This window comes from Mesorhizobium sp. BAC0120, from assembly GCF_033542235.1.
Taxonomy (GTDB): domain Bacteria; phylum Pseudomonadota; class Alphaproteobacteria; order Rhizobiales; family Rhizobiaceae; genus JAWRCU01.
Window position 1 is genome coordinate 35,479 of the sequence record NZ_JAWRCU010000015.1, and the last position, 18,215, is coordinate 53,693.

The window sequence follows — 18,215 nt, forward strand, 5'->3', positions numbered from 1 at the left end:
CGGATACCCTCCTCGAGCCTTCCGCAAGGCCAATATATAGGCCACGGGCGGTTGTCCATCCGACCAAAGTCCGCAGGCGGACAAGACGGCTCTTGTCTGACAAATCAGCTTGCCATATCGATGCGCGACGGATCCAGGGAGACACGACATGACCGGCGCACCATCCAAGAAGAAATTTCGCTCGCAAGAGTGGTTCGACAATCCCGACAATCCGGAGATGACGGCGCTCTACATGGAGCGCTACCTCAATTTCGGCCTGACGCGCGCCGAGCTGCAGTCCGGCAAGCCGCTGATCGGCATCGCCCAGACAGGCTCGGACCTCTCACCCTGCAACCGTCACCACCTCGAACTCGCCAAGCGCCTGCGCGCCGGCATCGAGGCGGCGGGCGGCATTCCGTTCGAGTTCCCGTGCCATCCGATCCAGGAGACGGGGAAACGTCCGACAGCCGCGCTCGACCGCAACCTCGCTTATCTCTCGCTTGTCGAGGTGCTCTATGGCTACCCCCTCGATGGCGTGGTGCTCACGATCGGATGCGACAAGACGACGCCGGCGCTGCTCATGGCGGCCGCAACGGTCAACATTCCGGCAATCGCATTTTCGGTCGGTCCAATGCTCAATGGCTGGCATCGCGGCCAGCGTACCGGCTCCGGCACGATCGTCTGGAAGGCACGGGAAATGCATGCCGCGGGCGAGATCGACTACGCCCAGTTCATGGATCTCGTGGCTTCGTCAGCGCCCTCGACCGGCTATTGCAACACCATGGGCACTGCCACCACGATGAACTCGTTGGCCGAGGCGCTGGGCATGCAGTTGCCGGGCTCGGCCGCCATTCCGGCGCCGTATCGCGAGCGCGGCCAGATGGCCTATGAGACGGGCAGGCGCATCGTCGAGATGGTCCATGAAGACCTGAAGCCCTCCGACATTCTGACGCGCGAAGCCTTCGAGAATGCGATCGTCGTCAACTCGGCGATCGGCGGCTCGACCAACGCACCGATCCATTTGAACGCCGTCGCGCGCCATATCGGCGTGCCGCTCGACAATGATGACTGGCAAAAGATCGGGCACCAGATCCCGCTGCTCGTCAACCTGCAGCCGGCCGGCGAATATCTCGGGGAGGATTATCACCACGCAGGCGGCGTGCCTGCGGTGGTGGCGGAGCTGATGAAGGCGGGGCTCCTGCCTCATCCCAACGCGCTCACGGTCAACGGCAAGTCGATGGGCGAGAACTGCGGTGATGTCGAGAACCTGGACACAAAAGTGATCCGCCCGGTCTCGGACCCGCTCAAGGAGCATGCCGGCTTCATCAATCTGAAGGGCAATCTGTTCGACAGCGCGATCATGAAGACCAGCGTGATCTCTAAGGAGTTCCGCGACCGCTATCTCTCCAACCCGAACGATCCGGAGGCCTTCGAAGGCAAGGCGGTCGTCTTCGATGGGCCGGAGGATTATCACAAGAACATCGACAATCCGTCGCTCGGCATCGACGAGTACACGATCCTTTTCATGCGCGGGGCTGGGCCGATCGGCTATCCGGGTGCGGCAGAGGTCGTCAACATGCAGCCGCCTGCGGCCCTCATCAAGAAGGGAGTGCATTCGCTGCCTTGCATTGGCGACGGACGACAGTCGGGCACCTCGGGCTCGCCGTCGATCCTCAACGCCTCGCCGGAGGCTGCGGCCGGCGGCGGGCTGGCGCTGCTCAGGACCGGCGACCGGGTCCGCATCGACCTGAAAAAGGGCACGGCGAACATCCTGATCTCCGACGAGGAGCTCGCCGAGCGCCGCGCCAAGCTTGAGGGCAATGGCGGCTACCACTTCCCGAAGCACCAGACGCCCTGGCAGGAGATCCAGCGCGGCATGGTCGACCAGCTCGCGCAGGGCATGGTGCTGAAGCCTGCCGTGAAATACCAGGACGTGGCGCATACGAGGGGCGTACCGCGCGACAATCACTGACGGACCGATATGGCAAAGAAGAAGAGCTCGGCCGGCGGGGCAAAGAATCCAAGCCGCAAGGAGTTGGAGGCGCTCGATCGGGCTCAGGAGCTCGTCTACGACGCCTGGGACGCGACTACAGCAAAGCGGCGGTTGGAGCTTGCCACCAAGGCAATCGAGATCAGTCCGCTTTGCGCTGACGCCTGGTTGGTCCTCGCGCAGATTGCCGAGCCGGGTTCCGATGAGCAAATGGAGCTGCTCTTACGCGCCGTCGACGCGGGCAAGACTGCGCTTGGCGGCTCCTTCGACGAAATGATCGGGGAGTTTTGGGGCTGGTTCGAGACCCGGCCCTACATGCGTGCACGGCAGGTGCTTGCGACCACTCTGTGGGATCGAGGACTTCGGGATGACGCAATAGCCCATGTGTGGGATATGCTCCTTCTCAATCCTAACGACAACCAGGGCGTGCGCTATCTCCTTATCGGTTATCTCGCCGAAACGGATCGGCATGCCGAAATCGAGCGGTTGAAGGAGTCCTACCCGGGAGAAGACATGGCGATGTGGTTATGGCCCCTTGCGCTTGCGGCATTCCGTCGTGACGGCGACAGCCCCGCCAGCCGGCTAGCGCTCGGCTCTGCGCTGGACAGCAATGCCTTCGTTCCGGCTTACCTTCTGGGGAAAAAGAAGTTGCCGAAACAATTACCCGACCACTACGGCATTGGCGACCGCAACGAAGCGGTGCTTTTTGCTGACGGGTTCGGCTCCTCGTGGTCGGCGACCCCGGGTGCACTCGACTGGTTACGGACTAAAATCGCCAAATAGCTGCGAAGCGCGGTTGCGCCTGTGCTCGCGCTGCGGCCAGTCGCCTCACATCGCCGTTCTTGTCACACCAGCTCGTATAGCGTTCCCCTTCTGCAGGGATCTGTCGCGGTCTGGTGCGTGAAAACTGATTGCATTCGGAGATCAGTTCGCTAAGCTGGTTGCAAATTGCAATTATACAGCCGGTTCATGCTCTGCAATGTCGAGAAGAGGCGACAATGACGGAAGCTGGCAAGGTCGCGGCCGCCGCCAAGGCGATCCGAACGGACGGCATCGAAATTGCGACAGAGGACTTCGGCGATCCGGCGCATCCGCCCGTCCTGCTGATCATGGGTGCAATGGCATCGATGCTATGGTGGCCGGACGAGTTCTGCCGGAGATTGAGCAACAGCGGCCGCTATGTGATCCGCTTCGATAACCGTGACACCGGTCTTTCGACGAAGTATGAGCACGGCAGACCAGGCTATACGTCCGCCGACATGGTCGATGACGTGGTGCGTGTGCTCGATGGCTACGGTCTCACCTCGGCTCACATCGTCGGCATGTCGATGGGCGGCGCGATCGCACAATCGGTTGCGCTCGAATATCCGCAACGAGTGCTATCGCTGACGGCCATCAGCACATCGCCGGTCGGTATGGACACCTCGCACCTACCGCCGGCGAGGCCGGAGTATCAGGACCATTCCGCTGAAGCCGGCCAGGTTAACTGGTCGGACCGGGAGCAGGCGGTCCGCTCGATGGTTGAGGAAATGCGCGTGCTGGCAAGTCCTGCGCACCCTTTCGACAAGAGAACTGCAAGGCGATTCGTGGAGAGCGATTTCGACCGCTCGAATTCCTTCGCCAGCGCCGCCAATCACTTCCTGCTCGAAAGCGGAAGGAAGCTTCGCGGTCGGATGGCCGAGTTGCGCGTGCCGCTCCTCGTCATTCATGGGACGGCCGATCCCCTCTTTCCGATCGAGCATGGCGAAGCGCTCGCCCGGGCAGTCCCGGGTGCGAAACTTGTGCGCCTGGAAGGCGGCGGCCATGAGTTGAACGAGGCGTACTGGCCGCTGATCATCGACGCGATAGAAGGGCACACGCAAAGCCATACTTAAGTTGTTGCTTCACCATTGACATCCGCAGGGGGCTAGCATTAGTTAAGTAAGCACTTCAGTGTTTCGAGCCAGATCGAGTAGCAACATGTCCCTCACGCTCCACTACCACCCGCTGGCCTCCTTCTGCTGGAAGGTGCTGATCGCGCTGTATGAGAACGACACTCCGTTTGAGAAGCTGGTCGTCGATCTTGGGGACGAGGCCTCGCGAGCTGCCTTCTTCAAGCTCTGGCCGGTCGGCAAGTTCCCGGTGCTCCAGGACAAGGCGCGAGATCGGATCGTGCCGGAATCCTCAATCGTCATCGACTATCTCGATCAGTATTTTCCCGGACGCGTTACCTTCGTTCCCAAGGATCCGGAACTTGCCCGGCAAACGCGGCTCGCCGATCGGTTCTTCGACCTCTACGTGCACGAGCCGTTGCAGAAGATCGTGGGGGACAAGATAAGGCCTGAAGGCAGCCATGATTTGTTTGGCGTCGAGAGGGCTCGGCAGATGCTCCAGACGGCCTATGCGCTGATCGACGAGGACATTCGTTCAAAGACCTGGGCGATAGGCGGTGATTTCACGCTCGCAGACTGCTCGGCTTTCCCCGCCCTCTTCTACGCGGACAAGGTCGAGCCGTTGACGAGCAAATACCGGAACGCCGCCCGCTATCTCGAACGTCTGTCCACCCGCCCCTCGGTGGCTCGGGTCGTCGAGGAGGCCCAGCCCTATATGCCGCTCTTCCCATTCTACGAGCCGGAGCAGGCGTGAGGCGTTGCTGCACGACCCCGCCCAGCTCGATCTGATGTTTCAGGCGCTTGCCGATCCCGGCCGGCGCCGGATGGTCGAACGCCTGTCGCGCGGTCCGGCTTCGGTCAGCGAGCTCGCCGAGCCCCTCGACATGTCTCTGTCGGCGGTCATGCAGCACCTCCATCTGTTGGAGACGAGTGGGCTGGTCGTTTCCGAGAAGATCGGCCGCGTCCGAACCTGCCGCATCGAGCCGAAGGCGCTCGGAGATGTCGAGCGTTGGATTTCCGAGCGTCGCAGGAGCTGGGAAGGGCGGCTCGACCGCCTCGGCGACTTCCTTGCCGAAACGGCCCCAGGTGAGGAAAAGGGAGGGAAAACATGACCGAACGATCCGTCGAACAGTCCGCGATCGCGATCGTACCGCCACTGAACCATGACACGATCGTGCTGGAGCGCACCTACGAGGCGAAGCCGGCCCGCGTGTTCGAGGCCTTTGCGAGCCCCGAGGCGCGGATGCGATGGGGAGTCCCCTCGGCCCATGTCGAGCTCGAGTATGATCAGGCGGATTTCCGGATAGGCGGCATGGATGTCAGCCGTTGTGGCCCGCGCGGCAATCTGGTCTACCGTGTCGAGACCCGCTACCGCGACATCGTTCCGCAACGGCGCATCATCTCGACCGAAATCGTCTCGGAAGGAGGCATTACGCTGTGCTTCGCCTTGATAACAGTTGAGCTTCTCGAGGCTGGCAGCGGTACGCGGATCATTCTCACAGATCAGGTCGGTGCGTTCGGCGGCAGGAGCATGATCGACGGCCACAGGGCCGGGCATGCTGGCGCCCTCGACAATCTGGCTGCCGAGCTGCGGCGTTAATGCGTCAGGGTAGATTCACACAGGAGGCAGTCATGAAACTCTACTGCGGTGTCGGGCCGAATTCGTATCGCGTACGCATCTTCATGGCAGAGAAGGGCGTCGATCTCCCTCGTGTCGAGGTGGACCTTTTCAAGGGCGAGCACAAATTTCCGGAATTCCTGAAGCTCAATTCGCTCGGGCAGATCCCGGTTCTCATGCTCGACGACGGGACTGTCATCACAGAGAGTGTCGCGATCTGCCGTTATCTGGAGGAGCTCAATCCCGAGCCGCCCTTGTTTGGAAGGGAACCCGTTGGCCGCGCCAAGGTCGAGATGTGGAATCGGCGGGTGGAGCTGCAGGTCATGGGGACGATCGGCGACTATACCTTCCACACCAACGAGTTCTTCAAAGATCGCGTGCCTCAGTTCCCGGGATTCGGGGAGGCACAGAAGCTGAACGTTCCCAGAAAATGGGAATGGCTCGATCGCGAGATGGCCGACGGCCGCCCCTTCATTGCCGGCGAGCAATTCTCGATCGCCGACATTACGGCAGGCGTGGCCGCGTGGCTGGGCGAGTTCTTCGAGATCGAGCGGCCAGCCTCGCTGCCGAATGTCAACCGCTGGCTGGAACGCGTGCGCTCGCGCCCGAGTTGGAATGCTCAGTAATCTCCAGTGCTGCGGCTCGCCGCTGCAGTTGGCAACCGGAAATCGAATGAGGATTTCATGACCGAACGTTCCGTCACCCACGCGACCTTTACGATCGAGCGGACCTATGCGGCCGTTCCTTCGCGTGTATTCCACGCGCTTTCCGACAAGGCTGCAAAGAGCAGATGGTTCGTCGGCCCCGACGAATGGCGCCAGGAGCGGTTTGAGATGGACTTCCGCGTCGGCGGCCGCGAGGTCAACAGCGGCAGGCCGAAGGGGGGTGAACTGCACACCTTCGACGCGATCTATCATGACATCGTAGAGGACCAGCGCATCGTCTATTCCTACGACATGCATATCGGCGACACGCGCATCTCGGTGTCGCTCGCCACCATAGTGCTTATCCCGGAACAAGGCGGCACCCGCCTTGTCTTCACGGAGCAGGCCGCCTTTCTCGATGGCTATGACGACGCAGGCAACCGCGAGCGCGGCACGCGCGACCTGCTCGATGCGCTGGGCAGGGCGCTGGGGTAGGGCGGCAGTCAGATAGGTCGCCGAGGGACAGTTTGCTTCTTGCCGCGGAAAGGCGCTGCATTTTGCCGAAGTCGCGCTGACGTTAAAAACTAGGCTGTCCCCAACGCCCCTCTTGCCGCATGCTGGCATTCCGCAGCCGCGGAAGCTAAGAGGCGCAGCAGCGACCGATCGGCCGCTTCCTCGATCTGCGCTCGTGCCGCCCGGGCCGGTCCGTGACAAGTCCAGTCATCGTGCGGCGGGTTGATGAATGAATTCCGTGCAGGTCGCAGGACCGGTCGTCGCCGCCCAGCGCTGGCTTACAATCCTGCAAAAACTCTCCGCCACGCCTGCGCGCGCGATCGCGACGCTGGTCGCTACACACATCATCTTCCTCGCGCTGCTGCCTTTCCCGGTCAGCTCGGCACCGCCGATCGACGTCGTCGAAGGCTTGATCTGGGGGCAGGAATGGCTGCTCGGCACGCATAAGCTGCCGACCATGCCGGCCTGGCTGATCGAGATTTCGTTCCGGCTGACAGGCAGCCCGATCCTTGGGCCGTATTTGCTCAGCCAGCTCTGCGTCGCGCTTTCCTACATCTTCGTCTTCATGGCCGGCTGCCGGCTGACCACGACGGCAAATGCGCTTGCTGGCACCCTGCTCACCGCTGGCATCGTCTATTTCAACTGGACCACGCCGGAGTTCAACCACAACGTTATCCAGATGCCGATCTGGGCGGCGACATTCCTGCTGTTCACGGTGATCCGCGAGGATGCAGGCCGACCCGGCCCCTGGCTGGCGCTCGGCGTGCTGGCCGGCCTCGGTATATACGCCAAGTACAGCGTCGTTGTCCTCTATGTCGCGCTGGGCTTCTGGACGCTGATCGATGGCAGGATGCGGCGTGCCTTCCTGACGCCGTGGCCGTGGCTCGCCGTCGCCTTGTCGCTGCTCGTGGCGGCTCCGCACGTCTATTGGCTGGTAGAGCACGATTTCGCGCCCATTGGCTATGTCGAGTCGCGGGCAGCGGGCGGCGGCTCGCTGCTTCCTCCGATCAAATGGATCCTGGTGCAGATCGCTTGCCAGCTGCCTATCGGCCTGCTGCTGGCGATCACCGGCATGCGCAGGATCATGTCGCTTCCACGCCGGACGGAGGATGGCGGCAACCTCGCCTATGTCGCCTTCATCGCGCTCGCCCCGGCGCTGGCAACAGCGCTTCTCGCCGCAATCTCCGGTTCGAAGCCGCAGAACATGTGGGGCATGCCCATGTTCGCGCCATCGGGACTGCTGGTCGTGCTCCTTTTGCGGCGTGAGTGGAGCTATCCGCTGGTCCAGCGTCTGTGGGTCGCGACAATCGGCCTTGTCGCCGTCGTGGGCGTGGCTTTCACGATCAACATCGTCGTCAGTCGCGGCATCAGCCAGCCGATCCGCAATGCCTGGCCGATGGCCGAGATCGCGGACAAGGCGCGTGAAGCCTGGGCCGCGAGCACGCCCGCGAAGCTTCAGGTCGTGTCGGGTGAAAGATGGCTCGCCGGTCTCGTGTCTGCCGGACTTCCCGAGCGCCCGCACGTCATCCATGACGGTGTACTCGCCAACTCGCCATGGTTGGACGAGGACCGGCTGCGCAAGGATGGCGTGCTCTATGTCTGGCGGGGGAAAGATCAGCCCCCGGGCCTCATTCCGGAGGGCACGCCGATTGCGGCGACGGGAAGCTTCGAGATCGCCGGCGTCTCGGAACGCGATCGCGTCGTAAGCTATGCGGTAAGGCTGCCGGAAGCGCGGTAAGTCCCCAGCGCTTGCTCACCCACCCATCGATTTGCGCGGCAAGTGGATCAGATTGCCGAATTTGGCGCGCAGCCGGTCATCGAGCGCGCGCGCCACGTGGCGCGGGAAGCGCGAGGACAGGATGCGCTTCTTCTCCTCGATTGCGCGGGAGAGGATATCGGGCTTGCCCTTCTCGTTCCATTCCTTGGGGGAGAAACGGTCGCCGACGGCGGGGTAAAAATATTCGGACTGCATCAGGCCGAGCGTCTGCCGATGCCCGAGAAAATGGCCGGGCCCGTTCAGGCAGACATCCGCGATGGTGTCGACCGACAGCGTGTTGTCGGAGACCTCGATGCCGCGCACGCTGCGCAGGCAGTAACCCAGCATGTCGTTGTCGACGATCAGGCTTTCCAGGCAGAAGCCGAGCAGCGAGGCATGCATGCCGGCCGATTCGTAGATGAGGTTGAGGCCGGAGAGCCCGGCCATGACGTTGGTTATGCCTTTCTCGTATCCGGCCTGGATGTCGGGCAGCTTGGAGTCTGCCATGCCCGCCGCCGAGCCGCCGGGCAGGTTGTAGAACTGGGCCATCTGCGCGCAGGCTGCGGTGAGCAGGGCCTGCTCGGCCGAGCCGCCCGACATCGCGCCGGTCCTGAGATCCGAGACGAAGGGCCAGGTGCCGAAGATCGCAGGGTGTCCGGGCTTCAGCGCATTCACATAGATCAAGCCGACAAGCACCTCGGCAACGGCCTGCACCACGGCGCCGGCGATCGCGGCGGGTGCGGTGGCGCCGGCCTGTCCGGCCGAGAGCAGCAGGATCGGAATGCCGCCGGCGACGCAGGCCTCCAGCACGCCACAGGCGTCCTCGGCGAATTTCATCGGCGGCACGACGAAACAGTTGGAATTGGAGACGAAGGGCCGCGCCCGGAAATTCTCCTCGCCGCCGGCGATCATGTAGAGCATCTCCAGCGCCGGGGCGACGTTCTCGCGCACAGTAAAGCTCGTGCCGACGTGCTTGGACGTGCCCATCACGCAGGCGTAGAGCGTATTGAAGTCCATCGCGAGCGGGTCGGGGATGTCGCGCGGCACCATCGGCCGCTGGAAAAAATGGATGTTGTCGAGCCCGTCGACGATGCGGGCCGCGTCATAGATGTCCTGAAGCTGCGACTCGCGATATTCGCGCTTCTCCACATCGACCAGATGGACGGCGGCACCGGCTGTGCCATAGTGCACCCTGGAGCCCTGGATCACCATGTCGTGCCTGGGATCCTGGCCGTGCAGAGTGAAGTTCCTCGCCGCGTTCTTGACCGTTGCCTCGACCAGCCGTCGCGGAAAGCGCAGCCGACCGTCTTCGCCGAGCGTCGCACCGACGCGGATCAGCGCATCGATGCAGCTTGGGATCGCATTGGCGAAGCCGACTGTCTCCAGTACCGTCAGCACGGCCTCGTGGATGCGCGCCAGATCGTCCTCCTGAAGCGGCTTGTAACGGCCGCCCTCCAGGCCGGCTCGGACCGGCCGGATGTCCTCCGCCAGCGGCGCCGATCGCATTGCGCGTCGTGCCTCGCGTCCTCCAGCACGCCGGCCACGCGTGGTGACCGCCGCTTCCTGTTCGTCAAGCGTCGTCGACATTCTCAGCTCCGGTTCCCAGGGTTGGTCTGCGTCTTGCTGCGCTGATCCAACCGTCGCTTCTTTTGGCAACTATGCAGCCAGGCGGGCCGAAGCCTTTGAGCCACCAGATTCGGCCAGATGAGCCAGGACGCGCTGATGAGAGCGTTCCTCTTTCCGCCTCCGGCACGGCAATCGCCTATGAGGTCGACCCCCACTCCGCCTCGCGATCGGCAATCGCCTTGCGCTAGCGGGCAGAAGGAAAACGGTCGCCTCAAGCCGCCGCTGGACGCCTGCCCGCAGCGGTTGCAAGCTCGCGGATTCCGGGCTCGATGTGTTGCAGCGCGATCGACGAGATCCCGAGCCTCATGAATCGCGTCGGCTTGTCGACGCGATTGAAGAAGCGGTCGCCGGGCTCGATGATGACACTGCGGCAGGAAGCCGCGTCGGCCAGCGCACGAGAGTCCGTTCCTTGCGGCCCCTCGAGCCAGAGCGAGGTACCGCCGGCCGAGTCGGTCGAGCGCCAGTCCGGCAGGAATGCCGAGATTGCCTGGACCAATCGCTTGCGCCTCTCGTCGAAGGCGGTCGAAAGCCGGCGCACCAGCGCTTCGTGATGGCCGAGCGACAGGAACAGCGCCACCGCGCGCTGATTGTTGGCTGGCGGATGCCTGAGCATGAAACGGCGCAGCGCCCGAAGCTCCGCCACCAAGTCGGCCGAGGCGACGATGTAGCCGAGCCTCAGGCCCGGCGCGAGCGTCTTCGACATCGAGCCGACATAGATCACGCGGCCGGATCGATCGAGGCTCTTCAATGCCTGCTGCGGCGCCTCGTCGATGAGCTGGCTGTCGTAGCCGTCCTCGATGACGATCTGGTTGTACTGCTGCGCTCGGTTGAGCAGGTCCTGCCGCCGCTCCGCGCTGAGCGGCACCATGGTCGGGCAGTGATGGCTGGGCGTCACGAAGACGAAGTCGGCGTCGGTCGGGACCGCGCCGGTGACAATTCCGGACTTGTCCACCGGGACCGGCTCCACTTCGGCGCCGGCCAGCCGGAAGATGCTGCGCGCGTCCGGATAGCCGGGGTCTTCCATAGCGACCTTGGTGCCCTTGCCCATCAGCAGCGTTGCCAGCATGTAGAGCGCATTCTGCGCGCCGAGTGTGACGATGATCTCGTCGGGATTGGCGAATATGCCGCGCCTGGGCAGGAGGCGTGCCTGGATCTGCTCGATCAGCAGCGGGTCGTCGCGGTCGACCATGTCCGCCGCCCAGTTGCGGATTTCCAGCACTGCCAGCGCCATGCGGTTGCATTCGCGCCATTCGGCGGTCGGAAACAGTGCAGGGTCGAACTGGCCGTAGACGAAGGGATAGGAATATTTGATCCAGTTGTCATGTTTGGCAGGCTTCGGCATCTCGCTTGCCGCAATGCGGCGCCGCGACTTCCAGTCGATCTCGGCCACCGCGCCGCCATTGGCCTTCTGAGCCGGCTTGGCAGGAGCAGCCAGGATTTCAGGGTTGACGAAATGGCCGCGCCGCTCGCGCGCGATCAGGAAACCCTGGTCGACGAGCTGCTGAAAGGCGAGCACGACCGTGCCCCGCGCGACGCCGAGCTTCTCGGCGAGCACGCGGCAGGACGGGAGCGGCATCGAAGCCGCGATCTGACGGTCGAGAATGGCCGCGACGATAGCCTGCCTGATTTGGGCTTGCAGCGTCTGGCCAGACTCGGCCGAAATCCGGAACAGCCCCGACCAAATTGCTGTATCGTTCCTTTGCGCCATGGCGTGTCCTGGCAGTCTCTGCCTAGCAGTCTTTTATCTTGAGTGGACCTATAGACGATTTTTTTTGGTCTAACCAGTTGCGCCAACAAGAAATGTCAAGGTTCATGACATAGGCCAGCGGCATCGCTTTTTCGTGATGCGCGCGACGGAATTGCATGGCTCGACGGGGCGTGACATGGGAAGGCGTCTCGCTCTAAGCTTGCTTCAGCAACACCCGATCCGGAGGGTAATCCCGTGACACGCTCTGCATTCGAGAAGAAGCTGGACGAACTGCGCAGCCACCGCCTTTCCGCTACCCCTCGGAACATGCGCAAGGCCTTTGCCGACGACCCGCAGCGGTTCTCGAAATTCTCCGCATCGCTGGGCGGGTTCCTGCTCGACTGGTCGAAATGCGCCGTCACGCCAGAGACAATGAAGCTTTTGGTCGAGCTCGCCGCTGCCGCAGGCGTCGAGGCGCGACGCGACGCGATGTTCGCGGGCGAGAAGATCAACATCACCGAAGACCGGGCAGTGCTTCATGTCGCGCTGCGCGCGCCCGACACGGAGCGCATCGTTGTCGACGGCGAGAACGTCGTGCCGGAAGTGCACAAGGTTCTCGATGCCATGGCCGAATTCGCCGACGCGGTGCGGTCGGGCAGGGCGCGCGGTGCCACCGGCAAGAACATCACCGATGTCGTCAATATCGGCATAGGCGGCTCGGATCTCGGGCCGGCCATGGCCACGCTGGCGCTCTCGCCATACCATGACGGCCCGCGCGCACATTTTGTTTCGAACATCGACGGCGCGCATATTGCCGACACGCTGAAGGGCCTCGATGCCGAGACGACGCTTTTCATTATCGCGTCGAAGACGTTCACGACAGTCGAGACGATGACCAATGCGGAGACTGCCCGCAAATGGGTGGCCGAGGCGCTGGGCCCGGAGGCTACGCCGCACCATTTCGTTGCAGTCTCGACCGCGCTCGATAAGGTCGCTGCCTTCGGCATCGCTCCGGAGCGGGTCTTCGGTTTCTGGGATTGGGTCGGCGGCCGCTATTCGCTGTGGTCGGCAATCGGCCTTCCGATCATGATTGCAATCGGGCCCCGGAATTTCCGCGCTTTTCTCGACGGCGCGCATGAGATGGACAACCATTTCGCGACTGCCGAACCGCTCGAGAACTTGCCTTTCCTGCTCGGCTTGATCGGCTTCTGGCATCGCGTCGTATGCGGCTATCCCGCGCGCGCCGTGATCCCCTATGACCAGCGGCTTGCCCGGCTGCCGGCCTATCTCCAGCAGCTCGATATGGAATCGAACGGCAAGACCACGACGCTCGACGGCTCGGCAGCGGCGACTCCGACCGGCCCGCTGGTCTGGGGCGAGCCCGGCACCAATGGCCAGCACGCTTTCTTCCAGCTCCTGCACCAGGGCACGGACGTCATCCCCATCGAGTTCATTGCCGCCGCGAACGGCCACGAACCGCATCTTCGCCACCACCACGACCTGCTCCTCGCCAATTGCCTTGCGCAATCCGAAGCGCTGATGCGCGGCCGCACGCTGGAGGAGGCGAAAGCGCAGATGACCGCGCGCGGCATGAAGCCGGCCGATGTGGAGCGGATCGCGCCGCATCGCGTCTTTTCCGGCAACCGGCCGTCGCTGACGATGATCTATGAGAAGCTCGACCCCGCCACGCTCGGCCGTCTGATCGCGCTCTACGAGCACCGGGTTTTCGTCGAGGGCACGCTGTTCAATATCAACTCCTTCGACCAATGGGGCGTCGAGCTCGGCAAGGAGCTGGCGACCGGATTGCTGCCCGTCGTCGAGGGCAAGGAAGATGCCGCAAAGAGCGGCGCCTCGACGGCAGGCCTCGTGCGCCATATCCACGCTTTGCGCGCGGGGTAGGGGCTTGGGGCTGATCAAGGGAATTCTGTTCGACAAGGACGGCACGCTTGTCGATTTCGACGCGACCTGGTTCGCGATTGGCGACAGCATGGCGCTGAAGGCGGCCGGCGGCGACCGCAAGCGGGCCAACGACCTGCTCGCGGCGGCCGGCTACGATTTCGCCGCCGGCAAGTTTCGCGCCGACTCCGTCTTTGCCGCAGGCACCAATGCCGACATCGTCGCGCTCTGGTACCCCGAGGCCGATCCGGCCAGGCGCGGGTCCATCGTCGCCGAATTCGACAGGTTCACCGCCGAAGCCGGAGCTGCGGGATGCGTCCCGCTCCCGGGCAGCCGGGAAGCCGTCGCCACGCTGCACGCGTCGGGCTATCGCCTGGGCGTCGCGACCAATGATTCCACGACAGGCGCGGAGAAGACGCTGCTCACGCTCGGTGTCGCTCATATGTTCGACGCGGCTTACGGCTATGATGCAGTCCCACGGCCGAAGCCCGCGCCGGACACGATCATCGCCTTTGCCGATATGACCGGCCTGAAGCCGTCCGAGATTGCTATGGTCGGCGACAATCGTCACGATCTCGAAATGGCGCGCGCCGGCGGAGCAGGGCTTGCCGTTGGTGTGCTTTCCGGAACAGGAACGCGCGACAGCCTTGCTTCCATGGCGGATGTGATCCTCGACTCGATCGCGGACCTGCCTGCTTTGCTGGATCGCTGATCCGAGCGGAATGGGCGCCCCTCCCACCGCTGCCATCTCGGGCAAAGTCAGACGCGACCTGAACATGGAATCGCGAGATTTCGAAGATTATCTGTTCGGATGGCCGACAAATGCCGAGGAAGGACCATCGCTCGCCGAGGCCGACGGAAGACGTGAACTCCGTCGCTTCAGCGCGTCGCAGGCAGCTCGATCCGCTCGAGTTCATCAAAACGAACCTGCCGATCGAGCCTGTTCCTGCAATTCCCGACATCCGCCTCCACATGGCTCGTCCGGCGAGCAACCTATGGCGTCTCGTCAGGCAGGGGCCCGGGAACTTCGATCCGCCGTCGCCATATTGGGCCTATCTCTGGGCCGGCGGCGCGGCTCTCGCCCGCTACTTCCTTGATCATCCGGAAATGGTGAAAGGCCGTCGAGTGCTCGATCTCGGCGCCGGTTCCGGAATTGTCGGTATCGCTGCAGCCAAGGCCGGCGCGAGCAAGGTGATCGCCGCCGACATCGATCCCTATGCCGCCTTGGCAGTCGATCTCAATGCGGCGGCGAACGGCGTTGCCGTAGAGACGATCGTCGGCGACATCATGGGGGGCTCTGCGCCCCCGGCGGATATCGTTGGGATCGGCGATCTGTTCTACGAGGCCGACCTCGCCGAACGCGTTCTGGGGTTCCTGGACAGCTGCCTTGCTGCCGGCATGACGACGCTGATCGGCGATCCTGGCAGGACCTATCTGCCTCGCTCACGGCTTCGGCTTCTGGCCGAATATTCGGTGCCCGATTTCGGCGATGTCAAAGGCGCGGCGATGAGCATTGGCTGCGTGTTCATGCTCGACCCGGCGCAGGTCGCGCCGAGTGTGAGAAACGCCGGGTAGCGCAATCAAAAGGCTAGATCGGCGTGCGATCGAATCGAACGCACGCCATCCAGCCCGTCGGCCGGCGGCTGAAGCTACTCCTGCAGTTTCGGCGGCTGCTTGCCGGTGACGCTGTGAGTCTGCTCGAGGAACGGCCTGACCTCGATGCTCCCCATGGCGGCCATGGGGCTCTCCATAGCCAGGCCCATTGCTTCATTGAGATCGCGTGCCTCGATCAGGAAGAAGCCGCCAAGGTGCTCTTTGGTCTCGGCGAACGGCCCGTCGGTGCTCGACATCCTGCCGTTGCGCAGGCGGATGGTGACCGCCGTCTCCGGCGGTTGCAGCGGTTGCGCCAGGATCAGCCGGCCGCTGTTTCGGACCTTCCAGTCGAAGTCGACGGAGTCGTCGGTCAGTTCTCTGCTGTCCTTCTCCGACAGCCCCTCCATGAGGCTGGCGTCGACATAGACGAGGCAAGCGTACTTCATCCGAGATCTCCTTTTGGAATGCGCGCAAGAATAGTCGTTGCCGCTGTTCCAATTCGACACTGGCAGGATTTTCTTTTTTCTCGATAGGCTGAGCTTATGGATAGGTTGAGCTTAGTCCAAGTTTATGTTGACGGACGGAGTTGTAGGGTGCTCACTGGCGCGGCCTATCGAACGCGAAGGAGATCGGGATCATGGATCTTGATCCAGTCATGCTGTCACGGCTGCAGTTTGCTTGGGTTGTCGGCTGGCACATTCTCCTGCCTGCATTCACGGTCGGGCTGGCATCGTTCATAGCCTTTCTCGAGGGCGCATATCTTTTCACGCAGCGCTCCGTCTTCATCGACCTTTCCACCTTCTGGCTCAAGATTTTTGCAATCTCCTTCGGCATGGGTGTGGTCAGCGGCATCGTCATGCCGTTCCAGTTCGGAACCAACTGGAGCCGGTTCTCCGACGCTTCCGCCAACATCATTTCGCCGCTGCTGGCTTATGAGGGCCTGACGGCCTTCTTCCTGGAGGCGACCTTCCTCGGGGTGCTGCTGTTCGGGCGCAAGCTGGTTTCGACGCCGATGCACTTCGTGGCGGCGCTGCTGGTCGCAGCCGGCACGCTGTTCTCGTCGTTCTGGATACTGGCTACCAACAGCTGGATGCAGACGCCATCAGGCTACGAGGTGATCGATGGCCGTTATTTTCCGAAGGACTGGATCGAGGCAATCTTCAATCCATCCTTCCCCTACCGGCTCGCCCACACAGTCAGCGCCTTCTATGTAACGACCGCTTTCGTGGTGCTTGGCGTCGGCGCTTATACGATGCGCGCAGGTCGGGCCATCATGCACGGCCGGACGATGCTGCTGCTCGCTCTATGGTTTCTCGCGATCTTCGTTCCATTGCAGGCCATCCTCGGGGACTTGCATGGGGTGAATACCCTCGAGCACCAGCCGGCCAAGCTCGCCGCCATCGAAGGCCTTTGGGAAACCGGACGAGGCGTGCCTGCCTCGATAGTCGCCTGGCCGGATCAGGCTCAGGAGCGCAACATCGGCGAGATCGCCATTCCTAAGCTCGGAAGTCTCTACCTCACGCATTCATGGGACGGCGAAGTCAAGGGGCTCAAGGATTTCCCGCCCGATCAGCGCCCGCCGGTCGCGATCGTGTATTTCGCGTTCCGTATCATGGTCGGCATTGCCGTGCTGATGCTGCTTACGGTCGCGACTGGTTTCGTATTGATGGTGCGCAACCGCCTCGATGAGACGAGGTGGTATCTGCGCGTCTGCCAGGTGATGGCCGGAGCCGGTTTCGTCGCCGTCATAGCCGGTTGGACGACCACCGAGGTCGGGCGACAGCCCTGGACCATCTACGGGCTGATGCGCACGGCAGAGTCGGTCTCGCCGTCGCTGACCGGCTCGGACGTGCTCATTTCGCTCCTGCTTTATGTACTCGTCTATCTCATCGTCTATCCGGTCGGCCTTTTCCTCATGCTGAGACTGGTCTGGAAGGGACCTGCCGTGACCGAGGAGGAGGCGGAGCCAATCGAAGCAGGTCATCCGAAAGGGCCGATCGAAGCCCTGCAACCCGCGCCGGAGGCTGTTCCGTGATGGCCCTCGACCTCGTTCCGGTCTGGACCGTAATCCTTGGCGTAGGCGTGTTCCTCTACGTTGCCCTCGACGGTTTCGATCTCGGCGTCGGCATGCTCTACAACTTCGCCGGCAGCCGCGAGGATCGCAACCTGATCATGAACTCGATCGCGCCGATCTGGGACGGCAACGAGACATGGCTGATCCTCGGGAGCGTCGGCCTCTACGCCGCATTTCCGCTGGCGTTCGCGATCATCATTCCGGCGGTCTACTTCCCAGTGCTGCTCATGCTGCTTGCCTTGATCTTCAGAGGGCTTGCGTTCGAGTTCCGTTATCGCGACGCAGAGCACCGGACGTTCTGGGATCACGGCTTTGCCTGGGGCTCGGCGCTGGCCGCCTTTGCACAGGGTCTGGTTCTCGGCGCGTTCATACAAGGGTTCCAGGTCGACGGCAGGCACTTTGCCGGCGGCTCATTCGATTTTTTGACGCCGTTTTCCGTGGTTGTCGGCCTGTGCCTGGTGGCTGGCTATTCGCTGCTCGGGGCCGGCTGGCTGATCATCAAGACCGAGGGAGAACTGCAGGCCTGGGCACGCAGGCTCGGGCGCGGCAGCTTTGTCGCGACGACCGCCGCGATCGTCATTGTGAGTGTTTGGACTCCGCTTTCCGATGCGGCCATCGCGGCGCGGTGGTTCAGCTGGCCGAACATCCTCTATCTCGCGCCGGTGCCTATCATCACCGCGGCGCTGGTCTGGTATGTCTGGCGTGCCCTCAACAGCACCTCGGATTTCGGTCCGTTTGTCGGCTCGTTGGCCCTCTTCGCCATGTCCTATATCGGCATCGCCATCAGCCTGTGGCCGATGATCGTGCCGAGGCACTACACGCTCGATCAGGCTGCGGCCTCGCCGAGTACGCAGGCGTTCCTTCTGATAGGCACGCTCTTCCTGCTGCCGATCGTCCTGGTCTACACGGCGTGGTCCTATTGGGTGTTTCGCGGCAAGGTGAGGGCCGACATCGGGTACCATTGATAG

Annotated in this window: 17 protein-coding genes; 14 read left to right on the forward strand and 3 right to left on the reverse strand. The window is 62.9% G+C overall.

Annotation, left to right across the window (positions count from 1 at the left end; all coding sequences use genetic code 11):
* The first annotated feature begins 148 nt into the window (after positions 1-148).
* The 9 genes from SAZ10_RS26205 (at position 149) to SAZ10_RS26245 (ending at position 8,353) form a co-directional block, all read left to right on the forward strand.
* Positions 149-1,951: an IlvD/Edd family dehydratase gene (locus SAZ10_RS26205; RefSeq protein ID WP_318612364.1), complete on the forward strand. Its 1,803-nt coding sequence runs from the start codon at positions 149-151 to the stop codon at positions 1,949-1,951.
* A gap of 63 nt (positions 1,952-2,014) precedes the next feature.
* Complete coding sequence (locus tag SAZ10_RS26210) at positions 2,015-2,752, forward strand: hypothetical protein (protein ID WP_318612365.1); 738 nt, start codon at positions 2,015-2,017, stop codon at positions 2,750-2,752.
* Between the two features lie 215 nt (positions 2,753-2,967).
* On the forward strand, positions 2,968-3,843 hold the full coding sequence (locus SAZ10_RS26215) for an alpha/beta hydrolase (protein WP_318612366.1): 876 nt from the start codon (positions 2,968-2,970) through the stop codon (positions 3,841-3,843).
* A gap of 85 nt (positions 3,844-3,928) precedes the next feature.
* A complete protein-coding gene (locus tag SAZ10_RS26220; protein ID WP_318612367.1) occupies positions 3,929-4,594 on the forward strand; it encodes a glutathione S-transferase family protein in 666 nt (221 codons plus the stop codon).
* Between the two features lie 4 nt (positions 4,595-4,598).
* On the forward strand, positions 4,599-4,952 hold the full coding sequence (locus SAZ10_RS26225) for a metalloregulator ArsR/SmtB family transcription factor (RefSeq protein ID WP_318612368.1): 354 nt from the start codon (positions 4,599-4,601) through the stop codon (positions 4,950-4,952).
* Entirely contained in the window at positions 4,949-5,440 is a 492-nt protein-coding gene (locus tag SAZ10_RS26230) for an SRPBCC family protein (protein WP_318612369.1), read from the forward strand. Before SAZ10_RS26225 ends, SAZ10_RS26230 begins: the two co-directional genes overlap by 4 nt.
* A 32-nt stretch (positions 5,441-5,472) precedes the next feature.
* Complete coding sequence (locus SAZ10_RS26235; RefSeq protein ID WP_318612370.1) at positions 5,473-6,084, forward strand: glutathione S-transferase family protein; 612 nt, start codon at positions 5,473-5,475, stop codon at positions 6,082-6,084.
* A gap of 57 nt (positions 6,085-6,141) precedes the next feature.
* On the forward strand, positions 6,142-6,597 hold the full coding sequence (locus tag SAZ10_RS26240; protein ID WP_318612371.1) for an SRPBCC family protein: 456 nt from the start codon (positions 6,142-6,144) through the stop codon (positions 6,595-6,597).
* Between the two features lie 247 nt (positions 6,598-6,844).
* A complete protein-coding gene (locus SAZ10_RS26245) occupies positions 6,845-8,353 on the forward strand; it encodes a glycosyltransferase family 39 protein (RefSeq protein ID WP_318612372.1) in 1,509 nt (502 codons plus the stop codon).
* Between the two features lie 15 nt (positions 8,354-8,368).
* On the opposite strand, the gene SAZ10_RS26250 is transcribed toward SAZ10_RS26245, so the two are convergent.
* Both SAZ10_RS26250 and SAZ10_RS26255 read right to left on the reverse strand, forming a co-directional pair.
* Positions 8,369-9,958 carry a trimethylamine methyltransferase family protein gene (locus SAZ10_RS26250; protein WP_318612373.1) on the reverse strand — a complete coding sequence of 530 codons (1,590 nt, stop codon included), beginning with the start codon at positions 9,956-9,958 and terminating at the stop codon, positions 8,369-8,371.
* Between the two features lie 250 nt (positions 9,959-10,208).
* The gene (locus tag SAZ10_RS26255; RefSeq protein ID WP_318612375.1) at positions 10,209-11,705 is read right to left on the reverse strand and encodes a PLP-dependent aminotransferase family protein; all 1,497 of its coding nucleotides are present in this window, start codon (positions 11,703-11,705) and stop codon (positions 10,209-10,211) included.
* 261 nt (positions 11,706-11,966) lie between these two features.
* Between SAZ10_RS26255 and pgi the strand changes: the two genes are divergently transcribed.
* The 3 genes from pgi (at position 11,967) to SAZ10_RS26270 (ending at position 15,155) form a co-directional block, all read left to right on the forward strand.
* On the forward strand, positions 11,967-13,583 hold the full coding sequence (gene pgi / locus SAZ10_RS26260; protein WP_412535303.1) for a glucose-6-phosphate isomerase: 1,617 nt from the start codon (positions 11,967-11,969) through the stop codon (positions 13,581-13,583).
* A gap of 4 nt (positions 13,584-13,587) precedes the next feature.
* The gene (locus tag SAZ10_RS26265) at positions 13,588-14,292 is read left to right on the forward strand and encodes an HAD family hydrolase (protein ID WP_318612377.1); all 705 of its coding nucleotides are present in this window, start codon (positions 13,588-13,590) and stop codon (positions 14,290-14,292) included.
* Between the two features lie 110 nt (positions 14,293-14,402).
* Positions 14,403-15,155, forward strand: a complete 753-nt coding sequence (locus SAZ10_RS26270) for a methyltransferase (protein ID WP_318612378.1) — start codon at positions 14,403-14,405, stop codon at positions 15,153-15,155.
* Between the two features lie 74 nt (positions 15,156-15,229).
* Here the strand turns inward: SAZ10_RS26270 and SAZ10_RS26275 are convergent, their stop codons facing one another.
* The gene (locus SAZ10_RS26275; protein ID WP_318612379.1) at positions 15,230-15,619 is read right to left on the reverse strand and encodes a YciI family protein; all 390 of its coding nucleotides are present in this window, start codon (positions 15,617-15,619) and stop codon (positions 15,230-15,232) included.
* 191 nt (positions 15,620-15,810) lie between these two features.
* On the opposite strand from SAZ10_RS26275, the gene SAZ10_RS26280 reads away from it, so the two are divergent.
* Both SAZ10_RS26280 and cydB read left to right on the forward strand, forming a co-directional pair.
* Complete coding sequence (locus SAZ10_RS26280; protein WP_318612380.1) at positions 15,811-17,208, forward strand: cytochrome ubiquinol oxidase subunit I; 1,398 nt, start codon at positions 15,811-15,813, stop codon at positions 17,206-17,208.
* Positions 17,208-18,212 carry a cytochrome d ubiquinol oxidase subunit II gene (cydB, locus tag SAZ10_RS26285; RefSeq protein ID WP_318612381.1) on the forward strand — a complete coding sequence of 335 codons (1,005 nt, stop codon included), beginning with the start codon at positions 17,208-17,210 and terminating at the stop codon, positions 18,210-18,212. Before SAZ10_RS26280 ends, cydB begins: the two co-directional genes overlap by 1 nt.
* Positions 18,213-18,215: the final 3 nt, after the last annotated feature.